Here is a 19,224-nt window from a genome sequence, read left to right on the forward strand (position 1 = left end):
TCAGAATCCTTGGTAAAGACGGCCGGGGTTGAGAATGCCCGCGGGGTCGAAAGCCGTTTTGAGACGACGGTGCAGCGCCAGCAGGGCAGGCGCGAGGGGGGCAAACACCTCGCCATCCCGGTTGCCGCCACGGAACAGGCTGGCATGCCCGCCCAGTGCGCTGGCACGGGCCTGGATCTGCTCACCGGGCAGCTCACCCACCAGCCAGCGCTGCGCCCCACCCCACTCGATCAACTGGGTGCCGGCCAGCTTCAGCGGCGGCGCCGAGCTGGGCACCGACAATCGCCATAGCGGACGGGTTGCAGCCGCCGCGAAATACGCCGCTGTCTGCTCACGCAGCCCCTGCCAGAAGGCCCCGCTTTCCGCCGCATCGAGACGTTCGCCACCGAGCCGCTGACAGGCGGTGCTCACCGCGGCTTCGGCGCCGGACAGACGTATGGTCAATCCCCCCTCCTGCCAGGCCGAAGCGGACAAGGGCAGCGGTTGCCCACCCCATTGATTCAGGCGTTCGATTGCGTCGGCCTCGCTCATCGCAAAACGCAGCGTTGCCTCGGCAACCGGGCGGGGCAACACTTTCAGCGACACCTCGAGGATCACGCCCAGCGTACCGAGACTGCCGGCAATGATGCGGGACACGTCATAGCCGGCGACATTCTTCATCACCTGCCCGCCAAACGTCAGGACCTGTCCACGACCGTCGAGCAACTTGACCCCCAGCACATAATCGCGCACACCACCCGCCGTTGCACGCCTCGGGCCAGCCAGGCCAGCCGCAACGCAGCCTGCCACGGTCGCGCCTGGTGCAAAGTGTGGTGGCTCGAAGGGCAGGAACTGCCCCTGCGTGGCCAGCAAGGCCTCCAGTTCGGCCAGCGGGGTGCCGCCCCGTACGGTCACGACCAGTTCAGTCGGCTCGTAGCTGACGACTCCGCGGTGCGAGCTGACATCCAGGATCTCGCCCTGCTGCACCCGACCGTAAAACTGCTTGCTGCCTCCACCGACAATGCACAGCGCCGTTCCGGTCGCTGCCGCATTGCGGATCCGCTCGGCCCATGCCGACACGCTGTCTTCCATCACACTTGCCCCTTGTCCTTACGTTCTTGTCCCCTGCCACGCCGGCTGACGACGCGCAGCGCCAGCCAGGCACCGATCAGTGACATCACCGGCACCACGACCAGCAGAAACTGGATCCAGCCCTTGTCCGTCATCAGAACCGCGGAATGTCCGGATGCGGCACCGCGCCGCCGCTGACATGCAGGCGCCCGTACTCGGCACAACGATGCAAGGTCGGAATCGCCTTGCCGGGGTTGAGCAGGCCTGCCGGATCGAACGCCGCCTTCACGCGGAAGAACTGGGTTCGCTCCGCAACACTGAACTGCGAACACATCTGGTTGATCTTCTCGATACCGACGCCATGCTCGCCGGTGATGGTGCCCCCCAGCGCGACAGACAGCTCGAGGATCTCGGCGCCGAAGGCCTCGGCGCGCTCCATCTCGCCGGCTTGATTGGCGTCGAACAGAATCAGCGGATGCAGGTTGCCGTCACCGGCATGAAAGACATTGATGCAACGCAGGCCGTACTCGGTTTCCATGCGCTGGATCGCGCTGAGCATCTCACCCAGACGCTTGCGCGGGATTGTGCCGTCCATGCAATAGTAGTCGGGCGACATCCGGCCGGCCGCAGGAAACGCCGCCTTGCGCCCCGCCCAGAAGCGCATGCGCTCGGCCTCATCGCGAGACACGCGGATTTCGGTCGCACCACTGCGCTCGAGTACCTCGCGGACGCGTGCGATCTCCTCGGCGACCTCTTCTGGCGTCCCATCCGATTCGCACAGCAGGATGGCCTTTGCATCCAGCGGGTAGCCCGCATGGACGAACTCTTCCACCGCGGCGGTCGCCGGCTGATCCATCATCTCCAGTCCGGCAGGAATGATGCCCGCAGCAATGATGGCCGCAACCGCATCACCCGCTCGGATGACATCATCAAACGCAGCCAGCACGCACTGCGCCAATTGCGGCTTGGGCGTGAGGCGCACAGTGACTTCAGTGACCACCGCCAGCATGCCTTCGGACCCGGTCATCAGCGCAAGCAGGTCATAACCGGGGGCGTCCAGCGCATGATTGCCGAACTCGACCACTTCACCTTCTATGGTCACACCACGCACGCGCATCAGGTTGTGCACGGTCAGTCCGTACTTCAGGCAATGCACGCCGCCGGCGTTCTCGGCGACATTGCCACCGATGGTACAGGCGATCTGGGACGAGGGGTCGGGGGCGTAATACAGACCGTGCGGCGCCGCTGCCTCGGAAATGGCCAGGTTGCGCACACCCGGCTGCACCACCGCAGTACGCGCATGCGGGTCCAGATGCACGATGCGGTTGAAACGGGCCAGCGACAGCAAAACCCCCTGCGGATGGGGCAGCGCCCCGCCCGACAAACCGGTGCCGGCACCACGCGCCACCACCGGTACGCCAAGCTCCGAGCAGGTGCGCAACACTGCCACCACCTGCTCCTCGGTGGTCGGCAGCACGACGGCCATCGGCACACTGCGGTAGGCGGCCAGTCCGTCACACTCGTACGGCCGCAGGTCCTCGTTCTCGAACATCAGCACCCCGACGGGCAGCACCCGCGCCAGCGCCTCCACCACCCGGGCCTTGTCCAGCGCGCTAAAGTCGCGCTCCTGGACACCCGGTGCCTGCGCCTCGATTTCCATCATGCCCTGTCTCCCCAGGTCTCGCCCGCAAGGGGCTGAATAACGTGATCCTGACGCGCGCGCGGACGGATCCCGAGGCGCTGCGAAGCGGCCTCCAGATGCGCCCGGCTCGCCCTGCCTGCCGCCGCCGCATCACCGCGCCGGATGGCATCGAAAATCTGCCGATGCTCCGCTTGCGATTGTGCCGCCCGACCGCTGCGGTGCCCGGCGTCGTCCCAGGTCGGCAGTCTGGACGCCGAAAATTGCCGCCCCATGTAAGCCAGAAAGCGCTCCAGCTGACGATTACCGGACGCAGCCGCAATGGCCTGGTGAAAGGCGTCGTCAGCCGCGGCCCCTCCATCGTTTGTCAGCAGCGCCTCTTCCATCTGCGCCAGCGCAGCAGCAATGCGCGCCAGCCCTTGCGGACCACACCGACGGGCAGCCAGTTCGGCGGCTGCACTCTCGACGATGCAGCGCAATTCAAACACGTCTTCCGCTTCTGTCCCGTCCGGATCGATGTCCAGATCAAGCCGAAAACTTCCCTCGCCCGGCAAGGCCGCAACAAATGCGCCAAGCCCCTGACGGGTTTCCACACAGCCTTCGGCCTTCAACCGGGAAATGGCCTCACGTATCACCGCCCGGCTGACCCCAAAGCGCTCGCACAACTCCTTTTCGGTGGGCAACTGCGCACCGGGCGCCAGGCCCAGCTCGCGGATCCACGCTTCCATCTCGCGCGAGACGCGATCACTGAGGCGAGCGGGTCGATCGATCTGCGTCACTTGCATCGGCATGAGGGGGCGATGGCGCCCGGCACCAAACTTGTCTGACAAGTAGACAATATTATCGCAAGTCAGCCGGGCTGCGATTGGGGTTTTCCCGCGGCAACCGGCATGCCATCGCGCATCACCACCCGAACGCATCATCCACCCGCGCTGCACCGACCGCCCCAACGCCCTCATCAAGACCAGCGCAACGCCCCACCCCCGGCCTTTGCTAATATAAGACCCCGCTTCATCCCGACCACGCCATGCCGCCCCCTGCTGCCGAGCGCTTCCTCCCTTTTCTCACCTGGCCGCGCCAGTGGGCAAAGCATGGTATCCGAGGCGACCTGCTGGCCGGCCTGACGGTTGCGCTGGTACTGATCCCCCAATCCCTGGCCTATGCCCAGCTTGGCTCCCTGCCACCCTACGTCGGGCTCTATGCTGCATTGCTGCCGGCGCTGGTCGGCGCCCTGTTCGGCTCATGCGGGCAACTATCGACCGGCCCGGTCGCACTGACCGCCCTGCTCTCAGGCGCCAGCCTGCTGCCGCTTGCCAAGCCGGACACGCCCGAATTTCTGGCCTTGGCGGTACTGCTGGCGCTGCTTTCCGGGCTCATCCAGCTGCTGCTTGGCCTGCTGCGGCTGGGCTGGCTGCTGAACCTGATGTCCTATCCAGTGCTGATGGGCTTCATCAATGCCGCGGCGCTGGTGATCTGCCTGTCGCAACTGCCCCCGCTGCTTGGCATCAGCATGCCCAACGAGGGCCAGCTGCTCAGCGACCTGGCCCATGCCTTTGGTCACGGCATCGACCCGGCGTCCACCGCCTTTGGCCTGACCGCGCTCGCCGCACTATTCCTGATCCGCCACTTCACCCCTGCGCTACCGGGCGTACTGATCGTGGTTGCGCTGGCCACCGTCGCCTCTGCCGCGACGGGTTTTGCGGCCGCCGGCGGTGCCGTGGTCGGCGAGATTCCGCACGGACTTCCGCAGTTGCAGCGACCCGCAATCAGCGTTGACCATATTGCAATGCTTTTGCCCACAGCCTTCGTCATTGCCTTGGTGAGCTTCATGGAGGCCGCATCCAGCGCCAAGCTGATCTCCGGCAAGACGCGTCAGCCCTGGGACCAGAATCAGGAGCTGATCGGCCAGGGGCTTGCCAAACTCGCCGCGGCCTTCTCGGGCGCGATGCCAGTCAGCGCTTCGTTTTCGCGCTCTGCCCTGAACTACGCCAGTGGCGCACGCACCGGGCTTTCCAATCTGGTCACGGTTGGCATGGTGCTGCTGACGCTGCTGTACTTCACCCCTTTGCTGTGGCATCTGCCCAAACCCGTGCTGGCCGCAATCATCTTGCAGGCGGTGGCGAACCTGCTCGACTTCAAGGCCCTTCGCCGGGCCTGGCATGCCAGCCGCGACGACGGTCTGGCAGCCACCCTCACCTTCGTCGCCACCCTGGCCTTTGCCCCCAACATCCAGACCGGCATCCTCACCGGGCTGATGCTGTCGCTCGCGCTCATGGTGTATCGCAGCATGAGCCCCCGGGTCGCCCTGCTCGGCCTGCACCCGGATGGCACCTACCGCGACCTGGAGCGCTTCGGCCTGCCCCACCCCGCACCCTACCTGGTGATCCTGCGCTTCGACAGCCCGCTGACCTTCGTCACCGCCGCCACGTTCGAAGACGCCATGTTGCGTGCCGCGCGCGCCCAGCCAGAAGTGAAGACGGTGCTGGTGTCGGGCGCCGGCATCAATGACATCGACGCCACCGGCCTGCACGTCATTGCCGGCCTGATCGAGCGCTTTCGTGCGCAAGGCCAGTCACTTGCTTTTTGCGGCCTGAAGAAACAGGTCATCGACGCCATGGAGCGCGACGGGCTGTGGCCGCGTTTGAACGGCCACGCCGCCTATCGCACCGAAGCGCATGCACTCACGCACTTGCTTGAATCGCCAGCATGACTTTACGCCCTGATTAATATTGACTTTTCAGAATCTCTCAGTTATTGTGCGCGATTCTTTGCAAACCCATCAACTGGAGCAACACCATGTACGCGGTGATAAAAACCGGTGGCAAGCAGTATCGCGTCGTCGCCGGCGAAAAGATCAAGGTAGAACAGATACCGGCCGACGTGGGTTCCCAAATCACCATCGACCAGGTCTTCATGGTCGGCGAAGGCGAGTCGGTCAAGATCGGCACGCCGGTGGTTGCCGGAGCTAGCGTCACGGCTTCCGTGGTTTCCCACGGTCGTCACGACAAAGTCAAGATTTTCAAGATGCGCCGCCGCAAGCACTACCAGAAGCACCAGGGGCATCGTCAGAACTACACCGAAATCCGCATCGACGCGATCTCGGCCTGAGTCAGGAGGTAATTCGACATGGCACACAAAAAAGCTGGCGGTAGTTCCCGTAACGGCCGCGACTCGGAATCGAAACGCCTTGGCGTGAAGCGCTACGGCGGTCAGTTCGTCCTCGCCGGCAACATCATCGTTCGCCAGCGCGGCACCGAATACCACCCGGGCGACAACGTCGGCATCGGCAAGGATCACACCCTGTTCGCGCTGACCAACGGCACCGTCAAGTTCCTGGTGAAGGGCGCCGCCCGTCGCCGTACCGTGACGATCGTTCCCGAGGCTGCTGCAGCCTGACCTGCCCACCCCGAAAAAAAAGCCCTATCCTTGCGGTAGGGCTTTTTTGTTTGTAATCGCACTGAAGCCCCTCAATCCTTGCGACCCGGTTCGCGGCCCTGCCGTTTTGCCGCGTCCCAGCCAGCTGGAAGCATCATGAAGTTTTTTGACGAAGCCCGAATCGAAGTAGTCGCCGGCGACGGCGGCAATGGCGTCGCCACCTTCCGTCGCGAGAAATACATCCCCCGCGGCGGCCCCAATGGCGGCGACGGGGGTCGCGGCGGTAGCGTGTATGCAGTTGCGGACCGCAACATCAACACCCTGATCGACTATCGCTACACCCGTCACTTCCGCGCCGAGCGCGGCGAGAACGGCGGCAGTCGGGACTGTTACGGCAAGGGCGGCGAGGACATCACGCTGCGCTTTCCAGTCGGCACCGTCATCAGCGACCAGGAAAGCGGCGAGGTCATCGCCGATCTGGACGAAGACGGCAAGCGTATCCTGCTGGCCAGCGGCGGCCGCGGCGGCTTGGGCAACATCCACTTCAAATCCAGCACCAATCGCGCACCGCGCAAACGCACCATGGGCCAGGAGGGTGAGCACCGCACCCTGCACCTGGAGCTGAAAGTGCTGGCCGACGTCGGCCTGCTCGGCCTGCCCAATGCCGGCAAGTCTACTTTCATCCGCGCAGTTTCAGCCGCCAAGCCCAAGGTAGCCGACTATCCCTTCACCACACTGGCTCCCAATCTGGGCGTGGTGCGTACGGCGGAGAACCGCAGCTTCGTGATTGCCGACATTCCCGGCCTGATCGAGGGCGCAGCGGAAGGCGCCGGCCTGGGCCATCAGTTCCTGCGGCATCTGCAGCGCACCCACGTGTTGCTGCACCTGGTTGACCTGGCCCCGTTCGACCCCGAAGCCGACCCCGCCCGCGACGCCCGCGCCATTGTCGAAGAACTGCGCAAATACGACGAAGGTCTCTACAACAAGCCGCGCTGGCTTGCGCTCAACAAGCTGGACCTGATTCCAGAAGAAGAACGCGCAGAACGTGTTGCAGCCTTCCTTGAGGCCTATGGCCCGGTGGAGCGTCACTTTGAGATCTCCGCCCTCAAGGGCGAAGGCTGCAAGCCGCTGATTTTCGCGATCCAGGACTTCCTGGATGCCGAACGCGAGCGCATCGAAGCCGAACGCCAGGCTCGCCTGGCCGCCGAACAGGCCCGTCTGGCAGAAATCGACGGCGCCCGCGCCGCAGCAGAGGCTCGCGCCCTGGAAGCAGCACTCGCCGCCGACGAGGACGACGCCGAAGATCTCGACGACGAAGCGCACGACGACAGCGACGACACCTCTTCCCGCAACTGACTTTCCGCCCTCCGCGCACCATGAGAGACAAGATTCGCAACGCCCGCCGCCTGGTGGTCAAGGTTGGCAGCGCCCTGGTCACCAATAACGGTGCAGGCCTCGATCACGCCGCACTGGACGACTGGGCCCGACAGATTGCCGCCTTACGTGCGGAAGGCCGGGAAATCGCCCTGGTATCCTCAGGCGCCATCGCTGCAGGCATGCAGCGCCTGGGCTGGAGCAAGCGCCCGCACGAAATGCACAAGCTGCAGGCCGCAGCAGCCGTCGGCCAGATGGGACTGGTTGAAGCCTACGAAAAAGCCTTCTCCCGCCACGGATTACACACTGCGCAGATCCTGTTGACGCACGAGGACTTGTCGGACCGCACCCGTTACCTGAACGCACGCTCGACCCTGACCACCCTGCTTGAGCTTGGCGTGATTCCGATCATCAACGAGAACGACACGGTCGTCACCGACGAAATCAAGTTTGGCGACAACGACACCCTCGGTGCGCTGGTCGCCAACCTGATCGAGGCCGAGACGCTGATCATCCTCACCGACCAACAAGGCCTGTACACTGCCGATCCGCGCAAGGACCCAACGGCCACGCTGATTTCTGAAGGTCGCGCGGAAGACCGCCAGTACGAAACCATGGCCGGCGGCGCCGGCACCGGCATCAGCCGCGGCGGCATGATCACCAAGATTCGCGCAGCGCAACGTGCGGCTCGCAGCGGAGCACATACCTGCATTGCCAGCGGCCGGGAGACCGATCCGATCCTGCAACTTGCTGCAGGTAGCGCGATAGGCACCTTGCTCTATGCCACCAGCACCCCCCTGCAGGCGCGCAAGCAGTGGATTGCGGACCACCTACAGCTGGCAGGAGACTTAGTCATTGACGACGGTGCAGCAGCCGCACTGAAAAGCGGCAAGAGCCTGCTATCCGTAGGCGTGATCGAGGTACGCGGCAACTTCAAACGCGGCTCAGCCGTTGCCTGTCGCACAACATCTGGTGAAGAAGTCGCGCGCGGATTGGTCAACTACTCAGCCTCTGAATGCCGCCGAATTTCGCGCAAGCCAACAGCAGAAATCGAAGCGCTACTTGGATATATCGATGAACCGGAACTCATTCATCGTGACAACATGATCGCAAACTGACGCCCTATACGTCGGCGAGCCATAAAATCAAACGCGGACCTCAGCGCTATTTGCCCCCTACCAACAACCGATCCAGCGCCAGCCGCCCGGATCGGACCGCCTGTCGCTCCGGCACCCCCACCCTGAACGCGATATGCAACCGCTCCGAACGCTCAAGATGCAATAACCCCGCCAATGACTGAATCACACCACTGACCCGACTGCCCCAGGTGGCATCAAGCTTTCCCTGCGCGAGGCGCGAGGTCATATCCGAAACGACATAATAGGGATGAACCGCCAAACCCTCTCTATTCAGATGGATCCAAAGTCGTTCCATCAAACGTCCTGCATGAAACGCATCCTGCGAATCCACCCCTCCCACGACGCACGCAATCATGGGCCCTGCACGCAGCGGCTGAATCTCAGCCAAGGCCATCACCCGATAAAGCCCCAGCAATTCGTTTAGGCGCTCCATTCGACCCCAAGGGCGAATCCAGCGCATGAAGTAACGCCCCCCCGGCGGCAGATCCACCGATCGAATATCCAGCCCCTCGTCTATCGCCTCTCCTTCCCAGCGCAGACTACCCATCAACCACTCATGAAGCTCCCGACTGCAAAACCGGGCCTGACCGCAAACCAGGGAAACTCGCGAGAACGCTGTACGCCCCCCATCGTCCTGCAGCAATACCAAACGTGCAGAACCTTCCGTCATTTCACTGACGGCGGCCCCCATGGCAGCCGGCAGCGGATTCCGCCGATAGCGGAAACGGTTTGTATGACGGGAGAACAAGGGATGCGACAGGCTCAGGCTATCGCCAATGGATGAATCCACCGCGATAGAGAAATAGGGCTCACCACCTCCCAGATCCTCAATCCGGGGGACACACCGCCCACCGGTGATCTGATACAGATTCTCCGCAACCGCCCCCGCACTGAGCAAGGTCGCATGCCCAGCCGCACCAAATGGATTCTCGACCGGGGGCTGCCGGTAATGACAGGAAAACCGCCCTGCATCCCACTTGAATTGCCAATTCTGGGAATTATCGGCAGAAGGCGCCGCCCGCGCTGCCTCAGCAAGCATCCGCACGTGATCCGGGAGCGAGGTCAAAGCGCAGCACCTATTGTCATATCAATATTTTCCACCAAACGGATCCGCATCGAGCCCGCCAAGCCGAAAGAATAACCTCAACTCATCAAGATCCTTACGATACCTGCGGGGCAATGCCTGACGCATCTGACGAATCTTTACGGACAAATCCTGCGACAACGGCTTGGAGGCACTCTTTGCAATCATCAGGAAGGGGACTTTGAAGGTACTAAAGAGATTCACCGCAGACGGAAGGAAATTCGTTGCCGCATCTCGAAACTCATCGTACTCAAACGCAGCCCGAAGTGAGCGCTCATAATCCAGCGAAAACAAGTGAGGCTGGTGCGCTGCATTCATATACGCAAAGAAAAGCACTGACTTCAATGACTTCAGGCGCCCAAAGTCTGTCAGATAGACCGCCCCGCCTGGCTTCAAGACCCGGGATATCTCGCGAAAACAGTCATCCAAGTGCTGACGGGCAGGCAAATGATGGAGGACGACCGTAGACATCACCGCATCCACGCTCCGGTCCGGGATGCACGCCAACCGCGTAATGTCCCCCTGACGAAACGAAACGTTCTGCAACCCCAGGCTAGCGACGTGCTTACGCCCGCTCTCCAGCATGGTTTCCGACAGGTCGACACCCACGAATTCGGTATCAGGATTCAGCCCTGCAACCTGCCCCAACTGCGTCGCCGGTCCGCACCCGAGATCAAGAACGCGCGCACACCCCTGTATGACCTGACTGATGTGCGCAGAATGGAACAGATAACTGGCCGACATCACCCCATCAATCCGCCCCGCATGCGAATATGCAGCGACCTGCTCAGGATCACTCATTACAAGATCCGGTTCAGGCTCACGGGGAAACTGACGCGCTCCAAATATCTCGCGCGCAAACACGGGAAGTAGGCTTAGTCTCGGCATGAGTCCATGAAAACAAAAAACCTCCCGCCTTGCAAGCGGGAGGTTTGAATGGTTGCGCTGAAACCAGATTAACCCAGCAACTTAAGCCAGCTTCCGACGGCGGGCTGCAACACCCATGCCGACCAGAGCGATACCCAACAAGGAGAGGGACGCAGGCTCCGGAACCGGGCGATTCTCGAAGTCAACAATGCCAACTGCATTACCAATTGCCAGCATACCAGTCACCGGATTGAAGTTCCACGCACCACCCGTGCTATTGAAACCAGCAAGAGCGATGTTGTAAAACGGGCTCGGATCGAAGAAATATGACTCACCAAGTGCAGTGAGGGCAAAATCGGTCTGGACGTTGATGAATGCCCCGAAAGTCGTGGACAAACCAGCCGTACCAGACCCAAGGATCAGCGAACCGTAACCCAAGGCAACGTCATCGGCGGTATTCGAAACCAACGCAGCAGAGCCAACACCTGCCGAGTTAGCCTGCTGGAAGGCATTGTTTCCATTCACATCCTGGAAAACCCCAAAGGTAAAGGAAGTGATGTCATACAGACTACCGCTTTGCCCCAACACCCCGGAAGTCAACTTGACAGTCAAGGAAAACTGAGTGTAGAGACCGATGTCCGAATACGCGGTCCCCGGCACAGCAACACTGTCGTACCCGAACGAAGTAAATTGAACCCAGCCACCACCGGTAAACGTATCCGGCCCAGAGATGTAAAGATGATCCGAGCTGGTACCACTTACAGAGTTGGCCGTCACAACACTGCCGGCGCCACCCAGACCATCGACGTCATACGAAAAATAGGGCGCGGCACTGGCTTGAGCCACCACACCAAACGAGAGAACAGCACCAGTAACAACAGTTGCAAGGTGCTTGCGCAAACTAGCTTCTTTCATTTCGATCTCCTTGGGTTTGAATACTCAGCACTATCGCTTAAGCAGTCCGGTTTCACGCCAAACTTAAAGCACAAGTCATGCCAAAAAATATTCACCTTAATAAACAGCAACTTGAAAACCAAAACTAAGTCCAACACAAGCGCACCGTAAAAAAATCCGACACTCCGCCACCTCATCCCCTGTTTGCAGCGCCACCTCCGGACTCAAAGATCAGACAGGGATCAAACCCGAGCCCCCCTCATCCCCCTCAACTGCCGCCGTGCGACCCACAGTGCAATGCGCTGCAATGGGTTGCGATTCCCCCCAGGACGCCAGGTTCGCACAAAGCGCTGACGGTATGCGTCAAACTGAAAGCCATGTGGCGCAGGACGGACGACACCACGCCCCAGCAGAATCTTGAGGCTCTCAACCGCGGTCACGCCTGCACACAACTCACATGCGGCCACCGTGGACGGCCCCCGATGTTCAGCCAGATTCACCCGACTGGGATCAGCCAGATAGCCTCGCTGCAACATCGCTGGCGACAAGCCCAGAAGAAAGCGGATTGCCATCTCCTCCTCGTCACAACCGTCTAGGCAGAAGTAATCCTCGAACGACAGGCTGTCGGGCAGGAATGCCAGCACAGCCGTCCCCATGCCCAAGGGCGCTGCCGTGATTGCCGGAATCCCCAACCGGCGACATGCCGCGAAGGTGGCACGGCGGGCGTCGAACGCGAAGAAGTCCAGACCATCCACATAGAGATCGACACCCTCGAGAAAGCGCTCGAGATTGTCCAGCGTCACGCCTTCTGGAAAGGTCCGGATATCGAGCGCCGGATTGATATCCCGCGCACGCTCCGCCAGCACGGCCATTTTTGGCTGGCCGAGCGACGACATCGTGGCGCCGGCCTGGCGGTTGAAATTGACGATATCAAAGGTGTCGAAATCCGCGATATTGAATGCACCGATTCCCAAACGGGCCAGCGTCAGCAGGTGACTGCCGCCAACGCCCCCCATGCCGGCGATGGCAATGCGCTTGCCGCGCAAGGACTGCTGCTCGCCCTGTGTCACCCATCCGACATTGCGGGAAAATGCAGCGTCATAATCAAAAGAAACGCTCACCTGCGCACTCCTTTATACTCGCCTCGTCAGAGCAGCTATCATATCCAGATCAGGAGGCTTTGACCCCGAGTGAGCATAAATTTGAGCCTGGTCACCCAAACCTTTCGTCTCGCTTCGCGCAACCTGTTGCGCCAGCGCAGACGCGTGCTGGTCGCGCTGATCACCATCTGCGGCGGCGTGATTGCCTATCTGCTGGCGGGGGGCTTCATTCACTGGATCTTCCACAGCATGCGCGAGGCCACCATCCACGCGCAACTCGGCCACATCCAGATCACCCGACCCGGCTACTTCAAGGAAGGCATCAGCGACCCCTACAAGTACCTGCTGCCACCAGACACCGAGATGCTGCCGGTCCGCGAGCAGCCCGGCGTCACAGCAGTTGCACCGCGCCTGGCCTTCAACGGGCTGATCAGTCTCAACGATGCGACCGTGTCCTTTCTTGGCGAAGGCGTCGACCCTGCACTGGAAGCCCCGATTGCGAAGGCCATTACCATCGTCGCCGGCAAGGACCTGACCGAAAGCCCCCCTGCATCGGCCATCCTGGGTGAAGGCCTGGCAGCCAATCTGGGAGCGTCACCTGGCGATGTCGTCGTCCTGCTGGCCACCACCGCCGAAGGCAGCGTCAATGCAGTGGAAGTGACCATCGCCGGCCTGTTCGCCACCTCGACCAAAGCCTACGACGACGCTTTCATGCGCGTACCGATCGATATCGCACGCAGCCTGATGCGGGTCGAAGGGGCAACCAGCTGGGTGGTGCTGCTCGACCGCACCGATGCGACCGACAGCCGGACACAGGCATTACGCTCCAGCCTGCCGCCAGCCGCATACGAGATCACGCCTTGGTCCGAATTGGCGGATTTCTACAACAAGACGGTAGAGCTATTCTCCCGTCAGGTCAGTGTCGTTCGCTTGCTGATTGCCCTGATCGTGATCCTGAGCATTTCCAATACCCTGTCGATGGCTGTCATCGAACGCACGACCGAAATCGGCACATCACTGGCAATCGGCGTCCGCCGTCGCGGCATTCTTTCGCTGTTCATCGTCGAAGGTGCCCTGCTTGGGCTGGCGGGCGGCTGTATTGGCGTTGCGGCCGGCGTCGTGCTGGGCGAAGTCATTTCCGCCATCGGCATCCCGATGCCCCCTCCACCCGGCATGGCACGCGGCTTCATCGGCGAAATCGCCATTTCACCTGCACTTGCCCTCGACGCTTTCCTGCTGGCCTTCATCACGACCCTGATCGCCAGCATCCTGCCGGCCTGGAAAGCCGCACGCATGAACATTGTCGACGCCTTGCGCCATCAACGGTAAGCCCATGCTGCTCAAACTTGCGCTGCGCAACATCTTTCGCCAGACGGTCCGGACCGCGATGACCCTGGTCGCCATCGCCTTTGGGGTATCCGGACTGATTCTTGCCGGCGGCTTTGTGCAGGACATCTTCACCCAACTGGGCGAAGCCATCATTCACTCCCAGACCGGGCACATCCAGGTTTTCAAGCAGGACTATCTCGAGCGCGGCACCCGCCAGCCCGACCGCTTCCTGATCGAGCAACCGGAAGCGCTCACCCGCCAGATCAAGAACCTGCCCGAGGTTCAGGACGTCTCCGCACGCGTGGGCTTTGCCGGACTCCTTAACAATGGCCGCCGCGACCTTGCCATCATCGGTGAAGGCGTGGAGCCCGACAAAGAAGCGGAACTCGGCAGTTACCTCAAGATCACCGAGGGGCGACAACTGACCAACGCGGACCAGTTCGGCATGACCGTCGGACAAGGGGTGGCCCATGCGCTGGGCCTGAAGCCTGGAGACCCCGTCACCCTGGTGATGAATACGGCAGATGGCGCATTGAACACCCTGGATGTCGAGGTGGTTGGCATTTTTCAGAGCTTTTCCAAGGATTTCGACGCCCGTGCCGTGCGTATTCCACTGGGTCCGGCTCAGGAACTCCTGGGTACAGCCGGCGCAAACCTGCTGGTGATCAGTCTCAAACAGACCCGCGATACCGACACCGCGCATCAGGCCATTCGCGCGCTGCTGCCTACAGGCCTGGACGTACGCAACTGGCGCCAGCTTTCGGATTTTTATGAAAAGACCTTGTCACTCTACGACCGACAGTTTGGCGTGCTGCAACTCATCATCCTGTTCATGGTGCTGCTGTCGGTTGCCAATACCGTCAACATGAGCGCCTTTGAACGCATGCCCGAGTTTGGCACCATGCAGGCGCTGGGCAACAGTCGCCGCCAGGTGTTCAGCCTGATCCTGGTCGAGAACTGTCTGCTGGGCGTAATCGGTGCCAGCGTCGGCGTGCTGGTCGGCATCGGCCTCGCGTTGATCATTTCCGCAATCGGCATTCCGATGCCGCCACCGCCCAACGCCAACCTGGGCTATACCGCATTCATCCGAGTCGACTTTCCGACAGCCGCCTCGGCTTTCGTCGTCGGTCTTCTGGCCACTGCGCTGGCCGCCCTGTTTCCCGCCCGGCGTGTCTCCACCACACCGATCGTGGATGCGCTCCGTCAGGGCAACTAAACCTCAGGTCATCATCATGCAACTCTTCGAGCGTTTCAACCTCGGTCACGGCTTTCGCAAATACTTCGAAGTCGTCCCAGCGACCGATGAGCCCCTGCGCCATGCGGTGTACGGCATCCGTCACGAAGTCTACTGCGAGGAGTTGAAGTTTGAGCCAGAACGCCCCAACCGCATGGAGACGGACGAATTCGACCGGCACAGTCTGCATTGCCTGATCCGCGGCTCGCAAGCCCCCCACACTCTCGTCGGCTGCACCCGGCTGGTACTGACCAATCCGGACGACCCCGTCGCCCCATTACCGTTCGAGCGCACTTGCGAGCACACCATTGATCGCAAACTGATCGACCCCGCCAAGCTGCCACGCGACCGCATTGCCGAAGTATCACGACTGGCGGTACGCGCCAGCTACCGCCGACGCAAGGGTGACGACCGCGCGCCCGTCGCGATCAGCAACGAGGACTTTGGCGAAGGCGATCGACCGCGCTTTCCCTACATCCCCATCGGTCTGTACCTCGGCGCCGTCGCCCTGGCTGCCAGGAGTGGCATTGAAACACTGTTCGTTCTGACCGAACCCCGGCTGGCTTCACATTTCGGCAAGCTCGGGGTCGACATCAAGCAGATTGGCGGCCCCGTCGAACATCGTGGCACCCGGGTACCTTCGATGATGCATGTCCCCAGCATCATCCGTAACATGCGCTTCATCGTCAAACCCATCTGGCGCGTGGTACAGGAAGAGATCGAGCGCGGTTTCGAGACACCAATCGCATACCAAAGACATAACACCAAAGACTGAGCACACGTCCTTATCGCTGTCGGGAAAATTTACAAAACTCCATGGAACTCCATCCAAGTATCCTTTCAAGCCATTGTATTTAAACAATAAAAAAATAATGGCACACCATTTGCTGTTATTTCAACAGATAACACCAAAGTCGGATGGGAGCCATCATGAACAAACTAATCAGGAAGTCCCTCGCGGCCGCTATCACCTGCATGACGGCCTCCACCCTGCTGCTGTCAGCAGGTGAAGCCTCTGCGGTATACATGCCGCCGGCAGACTGCGTAGTCGATGCCAACGGCGCAAACTGCCTGACCGCGGGAGACTTCAACGTCTATTCGCTGGCACTACTCAACCTGCAGACCACGGGCAGCGCCGTTCCTGGCCCCAGTGACCCTTACTACGTCACCTCGACCTACGGCGGCATCAAGACTTACTCCATTATTGGGATCAATAACGGACAAGAAGGCGATGGAAACGTTGCCGGTCAGATTGATGGTGCATACAACACGCCATCGGACAACAGTCCGAATGGCACGACTCAGTACACCTTCTCGACCGTCACCAGCAATCCCGGCGGCGTTGCCGACCCGACCGTGCTGAACAACGGCACCAACCCCGAGTTCTTTGGCGATGTGGAAGACAGCTGGGACGCCACCGTTTCGAAGGTTGTCGAACTGACCAACGGCACGCCGCTGGTGTTTTTCTTCGCCTTCAACGAAACCGGCTCAGGCACCGGCCTGCTGACCACCGATCTGCTGATCTGGGGAAAGGTGACCTTGGTCAGCAGCACGCCCGGCGTGGATCCCCTGACCTTCTTCCTGGGGGGTGACCCCGGTGCCGGCAAGACCGCACTGAGCGACCCCCTGCCGCCGCCCACCGGCACCAACACCGACTTTACCGATCCGGTGAATTACGATTACGGGCCGTGGGTGTATGTTCACGCTGGGATCTGCACAGTTACCACCCCCTCTGGCCCCGAGTTCGTTGGCTTCCCCGACAATAACGGCAATTGCGCCATCGGCAGCGCCAAGCTCCAGACCAACCTGGGCCAGAACGCAGCAGCCTTCATGATCAACAGCCCCGAACTGGATGCAGCCTTGCTGAGCGGCAACTATCAGGCCATGCAGGTCACGTGGGAAATGGCCTACATCAACGGCGGTGGCGAAACCGCATGGATCGCACCGGTGACCACGACCACCACCCGCGTGCCGGAACCGGGCTCGCTGGCACTGATCGGTGCAGCCCTGCTGGGCCTCGGTGCGATGCGTCGGAAGCTGTCGGCCTGATTTACACTCACGCTGCAGTCACTCAAGCCACGCCTTCGGGCGTGGCTTTTTTATTGAACGATGGCCATCGCAGAACGATCGTTGCGTGACATGCACCCCCGAGACGTAAAAAACCCGCGGCAAACAGCACCGCGGGCGGGAATGAAGCAGGAAGAGACTTAACGCGCCAGTGCAGCCTTGATCTGCTCCAGCGTGCTCGGGTCATCGATGGTGGTCAGGTCACCCGCATCACGCCCTTCAGCCAGCGCCTGGATCGAACGACGCAACATCTTGCCCGAGCGTGTTTTCGGCAACCCATTGATGAAGTGCACCCGACCCGGGCGGGCAATTGCCCCCAGGCTCTCGTCGACCTTCTTCATCACTTCCTTCTCCAGCGCGGCACGCTTCTCTGCGGTGTCCACATCTGCAGCGTTCTTGACCACTGCAAAAGCCATCGGCATCTGGCCCTTCAACTCATCGTGAACTCCGACCACCGCCACTTCGGCAATGGCGGGGTGCGTCTGCACGGCTTCCTCGATCTCCCGCGTCCCCAGGCGATGACCGGCGACGTTGATGACATCATCCATACGACCAAGGATGGTGTGATAGCCGTTTTCATCCTTGATGCCCCAGTCCGACGAGGAGTACACCACCGGATCGGTGAACAGGCTGAAGTAGGTCGAGACGAAACGTTCATCCTGCCCCCATACAGTGGACAGGCAGCCCGGCGGCAGCGGCGGCACGATGCCGACGATGCCTTTCTCGTTGGCACCACACTCGCTGCCATCCTCACGGAAGATGCGCAGGTCGTAGCCATACACCGGGAAGGCCGGCGAGCCGAGCTTGATCTTGCTGTCCTCGACGCCACGGCAGATGGCAAGCATCGGCCAGCCGGTTTCGGTTTGCCAGTAGTTATCGATGACCGGAATGCCCAGCTCCTCCATGATCCACTGATGCGAGGTCTCGTCCAGTGGTTCGCCGGCCAGGAACAGGTGCTTGAGCGAGGACAGGTCGTACTTCTTCAGGAAAGCCGGGTCCTGTTTTTTCAGCACACGTACTGCTGTCGGTGCGGAGAACATCACCGACACCTTGTACTTCTCGACGATCTGCCACCAGATGCCGGCATCCGGACGCAGCGGCGTGCCCTCGTACATGATGGTGGCCATGCCAGCAATCAACGGGCCGTAGATGATGTAGCTGTGACCCACCACCCAGCCGATATCCGAAGTCGAGAACATGGTCTCGCCCGCACCGCCGGTAAAGATATGCTGCATCGACGCAGCCAGGGCCACGGTGTAGCCACCGGTATCGCGCTGCACGCCCTTGGGCTTGCCGGTGGTACCGGAGGTATACAGGATGTAGCTGGGCTCGGACGACTCGAGCCAGGTGACCGGAACGACAGCGTCAATATGCTTGGCGCGCAGCTCGGCATAATCGACATCGCGCCCTTCGACCTTCGGGAAGCCCTTGTCGAGCCCACGATCGATCAGCAGTACCTTGGCCGGGGGAAACTCCGCCAGCCTGCAGGCTTCGTCCACCAGGTGCTTGTATGGCACAGGCTTGCCATTGCGCATGCCGGCGTCAGAGCTGACCATCAGCACCGGCTTCGCATCATCGATGCGGGTCGCCAGCGATCCGGCCGCAAAACCGCCAAACACCACCGAGTGGATGGCACCGATGCGGGCGCAGGCCAGCATCGCAAACGCCGCCTCGGCAATCATCGGCATGTAGATCAGCACGCGGTCGCCGCGCTTGACGCCCAATTCCAGGTAGATGGCGGCCATTCGCTCGACTTCGCGTTGCAACTCGGCGAAGGAGTACACCTTCTCCTCATTGGTCTCGGTCGAGATATAGACCAGCGCACGATCGTTCGGCCGGCTGGCGGCGTGACGATCGACGGCGTTGTAGCACAGATTGGTCTCACCCCCCTTGAACCACTTGACGAACGGTGGCCGCGAAAAATCGCAGATCTGCTCGGCGGGTTTGTTCCAGTGCACGAGTTGGGCCTGCTCGGCCCAGAACCCGTCACGATCTTCGATGGAACGACGGTGAAATTCCTTGTAAGCAGTCATCAGCATCCTCTCCCTTCTATCTTCCCTATCACTGCAAAT

18 protein-coding genes are annotated in these 19,224 nt (G+C 61.3%); 9 read left to right on the plus strand and 9 right to left on the minus strand.

Features of this window, described 5'->3' with window-relative positions; all coding sequences use genetic code 11:
- Genes glcE through DNK49_RS11220 form a run of 4 tightly spaced genes read right to left on the minus strand, consistent with a single transcriptional unit; the run spans window position 1 to window position 3,468 of the window.
- The gene (glcE, locus tag DNK49_RS11210; RefSeq protein ID WP_110524522.1) at window positions 1-1,071 is read right to left on the minus strand and encodes a glycolate oxidase subunit GlcE; all 1,071 of its coding nucleotides are present in this window, start codon (window positions 1,069-1,071) and stop codon (window positions 1-3) included.
- Complete coding sequence (locus DNK49_RS24980; RefSeq protein ID WP_279386417.1) at window positions 1,071-1,205, minus strand: hypothetical protein; 135 nt, start codon at window positions 1,203-1,205, stop codon at window positions 1,071-1,073. The genes glcE and DNK49_RS24980 overlap by 1 nt, the downstream gene beginning before the upstream one ends.
- Window positions 1,205-2,713 carry an FAD-linked oxidase C-terminal domain-containing protein gene (locus tag DNK49_RS11215; RefSeq protein WP_110524524.1) on the minus strand — a complete coding sequence of 503 codons (1,509 nt, stop codon included), beginning with the start codon at window positions 2,711-2,713 and terminating at the stop codon, window positions 1,205-1,207. The genes DNK49_RS24980 and DNK49_RS11215 overlap by 1 nt, the downstream gene beginning before the upstream one ends.
- The gene (locus DNK49_RS11220; RefSeq protein WP_243632319.1) at window positions 2,710-3,468 is read right to left on the minus strand and encodes a FadR/GntR family transcriptional regulator; all 759 of its coding nucleotides are present in this window, start codon (window positions 3,466-3,468) and stop codon (window positions 2,710-2,712) included. Before DNK49_RS11220 ends, DNK49_RS11215 begins: the two co-directional genes overlap by 4 nt.
- A gap of 248 nt (window positions 3,469-3,716) precedes the next feature.
- Here DNK49_RS11220 and DNK49_RS11225 point away from each other — a divergent pair, with 248 nt between their 5' ends.
- The 5 genes from DNK49_RS11225 to proB all read left to right on the plus strand — a co-directional run bounded on the left by DNK49_RS11225 (window position 3,717) and on the right by proB (window position 8,556).
- Window positions 3,717-5,399: a SulP family inorganic anion transporter gene (locus tag DNK49_RS11225; protein WP_110524526.1), complete on the plus strand. Its 1,683-nt coding sequence runs from the start codon at window positions 3,717-3,719 to the stop codon at window positions 5,397-5,399.
- 86 nt (window positions 5,400-5,485) lie between these two features.
- Window positions 5,486-5,797: a 50S ribosomal protein L21 gene (gene rplU / locus DNK49_RS11230; RefSeq protein ID WP_110524528.1), complete on the plus strand. Its 312-nt coding sequence runs from the start codon at window positions 5,486-5,488 to the stop codon at window positions 5,795-5,797.
- 18 nt (window positions 5,798-5,815) lie between these two features.
- Complete coding sequence (rpmA, locus tag DNK49_RS11235) at window positions 5,816-6,085, plus strand: 50S ribosomal protein L27 (protein WP_110524530.1); 270 nt, start codon at window positions 5,816-5,818, stop codon at window positions 6,083-6,085.
- 135 nt (window positions 6,086-6,220) lie between these two features.
- Window positions 6,221-7,420 (plus strand): Obg family GTPase CgtA, encoded by a 1,200-nt coding sequence (gene cgtA, locus DNK49_RS11240; protein ID WP_110524532.1) that lies wholly within the window; start codon window positions 6,221-6,223, stop codon window positions 7,418-7,420.
- A 20-nt stretch (window positions 7,421-7,440) separates the two neighbouring features.
- Window positions 7,441-8,556: a glutamate 5-kinase gene (gene proB / locus DNK49_RS11245; RefSeq protein WP_110524534.1), complete on the plus strand. Its 1,116-nt coding sequence runs from the start codon at window positions 7,441-7,443 to the stop codon at window positions 8,554-8,556.
- 46 nt (window positions 8,557-8,602) lie between these two features.
- Here proB and DNK49_RS11250 read toward each other — a convergent pair whose 3' ends face one another.
- From DNK49_RS11250 to DNK49_RS11265, 4 genes are all read right to left on the minus strand, one after another.
- Window positions 8,603-9,616, minus strand: a complete 1,014-nt coding sequence (locus tag DNK49_RS11250; protein WP_110524536.1) for a nitroreductase family protein — start codon at window positions 9,614-9,616, stop codon at window positions 8,603-8,605.
- 48 nt (window positions 9,617-9,664) lie between these two features.
- Window positions 9,665-10,462, minus strand: a complete 798-nt coding sequence (locus tag DNK49_RS11255) for a class I SAM-dependent methyltransferase (RefSeq protein WP_165843306.1) — start codon at window positions 10,460-10,462, stop codon at window positions 9,665-9,667.
- 168 nt (window positions 10,463-10,630) lie between these two features.
- Window positions 10,631-11,443 (minus strand): flocculation-associated PEP-CTERM protein PepA, encoded by an 813-nt coding sequence (gene pepA, locus DNK49_RS11260; protein ID WP_110524540.1) that lies wholly within the window; start codon window positions 11,441-11,443, stop codon window positions 10,631-10,633.
- A 221-nt stretch (window positions 11,444-11,664) separates the two neighbouring features.
- Window positions 11,665-12,543 (minus strand): ThiF family adenylyltransferase, encoded by an 879-nt coding sequence (locus DNK49_RS11265; RefSeq protein WP_110524542.1) that lies wholly within the window; start codon window positions 12,541-12,543, stop codon window positions 11,665-11,667.
- Window positions 12,544-12,612: 69 nt separating this feature from the next.
- Here DNK49_RS11265 and DNK49_RS11270 point away from each other — a divergent pair, with 69 nt between their 5' ends.
- From DNK49_RS11270 to DNK49_RS11285, 4 genes are all read left to right on the plus strand, one after another.
- Window positions 12,613-13,851: an ABC transporter permease gene (locus DNK49_RS11270; RefSeq protein WP_243632320.1), complete on the plus strand. Its 1,239-nt coding sequence runs from the start codon at window positions 12,613-12,615 to the stop codon at window positions 13,849-13,851.
- A 4-nt stretch (window positions 13,852-13,855) separates the two neighbouring features.
- Entirely contained in the window at window positions 13,856-15,067 is a 1,212-nt protein-coding gene (locus tag DNK49_RS11275; protein ID WP_110524544.1) for an ABC transporter permease, read from the plus strand.
- Between the two features lie 16 nt (window positions 15,068-15,083).
- Window positions 15,084-15,860, plus strand: a complete 777-nt coding sequence (locus tag DNK49_RS11280; RefSeq protein ID WP_110524546.1) for a PEP-CTERM/exosortase system-associated acyltransferase — start codon at window positions 15,084-15,086, stop codon at window positions 15,858-15,860.
- Between the two features lie 155 nt (window positions 15,861-16,015).
- Window positions 16,016-17,134, plus strand: coding sequence for a PEP-CTERM sorting domain-containing protein (locus DNK49_RS11285; RefSeq protein WP_165843307.1), 1,119 nt, complete (start codon window positions 16,016-16,018; stop codon window positions 17,132-17,134).
- A 158-nt stretch (window positions 17,135-17,292) separates the two neighbouring features.
- Here DNK49_RS11285 and DNK49_RS11290 read toward each other — a convergent pair whose 3' ends face one another.
- On the minus strand, window positions 17,293-19,191 hold the full coding sequence (locus tag DNK49_RS11290) for a propionate--CoA ligase (RefSeq protein WP_279386418.1): 1,899 nt from the start codon (window positions 19,189-19,191) through the stop codon (window positions 17,293-17,295).
- Window positions 19,192-19,224 lie beyond the last annotated feature (33 nt).

Source organism: Parazoarcus communis SWub3 = DSM 12120, from assembly GCF_003226565.1.
Lineage (GTDB): Bacteria > Pseudomonadota > Gammaproteobacteria > Burkholderiales > Rhodocyclaceae > Parazoarcus > Parazoarcus communis.

Coding starts and splice junctions, on each gene's coding strand:
- glcE (WP_110524522.1), bottom strand. CDS start 1,071: ATGGAAGACAGCGTGTCGGCATGGGCCGAGCGGATCCGCAATGCGGCA.
- DNK49_RS24980 (WP_279386417.1), bottom strand. CDS start 1,205: ATGACGGACAAGGGCTGGATCCAGTTTCTGCTGGTCGTGGTGCCGGTG.
- DNK49_RS11215 (WP_110524524.1), bottom strand. CDS start 2,713: ATGATGGAAATCGAGGCGCAGGCACCGGGTGTCCAGGAGCGCGACTTT.
- DNK49_RS11225 (WP_110524526.1), top strand. CDS start 3,717: ATGCCGCCCCCTGCTGCCGAGCGCTTCCTCCCTTTTCTCACCTGGCCG.
- rplU (WP_110524528.1), top strand. CDS start 5,486: ATGTACGCGGTGATAAAAACCGGTGGCAAGCAGTATCGCGTCGTCGCC.
- rpmA (WP_110524530.1), top strand. CDS start 5,816: ATGGCACACAAAAAAGCTGGCGGTAGTTCCCGTAACGGCCGCGACTCG.
- cgtA (WP_110524532.1), top strand. CDS start 6,221: ATGAAGTTTTTTGACGAAGCCCGAATCGAAGTAGTCGCCGGCGACGGC.
- proB (WP_110524534.1), top strand. CDS start 7,441: ATGAGAGACAAGATTCGCAACGCCCGCCGCCTGGTGGTCAAGGTTGGC.
- DNK49_RS11250 (WP_110524536.1), bottom strand. CDS start 9,616: ATGCTTGCTGAGGCAGCGCGGGCGGCGCCTTCTGCCGATAATTCCCAG.
- DNK49_RS11255 (WP_165843306.1), bottom strand. CDS start 10,462: ATGAGTGATCCTGAGCAGGTCGCTGCATATTCGCATGCGGGGCGGATT.
- pepA (WP_110524540.1), bottom strand. CDS start 11,443: ATGAAAGAAGCTAGTTTGCGCAAGCACCTTGCAACTGTTGTTACTGGT.
- DNK49_RS11275 (WP_110524544.1), top strand. CDS start 13,856: ATGCTGCTCAAACTTGCGCTGCGCAACATCTTTCGCCAGACGGTCCGG.
- DNK49_RS11280 (WP_110524546.1), top strand. CDS start 15,084: ATGCAACTCTTCGAGCGTTTCAACCTCGGTCACGGCTTTCGCAAATAC.
- DNK49_RS11285 (WP_165843307.1), top strand. CDS start 16,016: ATGAACAAACTAATCAGGAAGTCCCTCGCGGCCGCTATCACCTGCATG.
- DNK49_RS11290 (WP_279386418.1), bottom strand. CDS start 19,191: ATGCTGATGACTGCTTACAAGGAATTTCACCGTCGTTCCATCGAAGAT.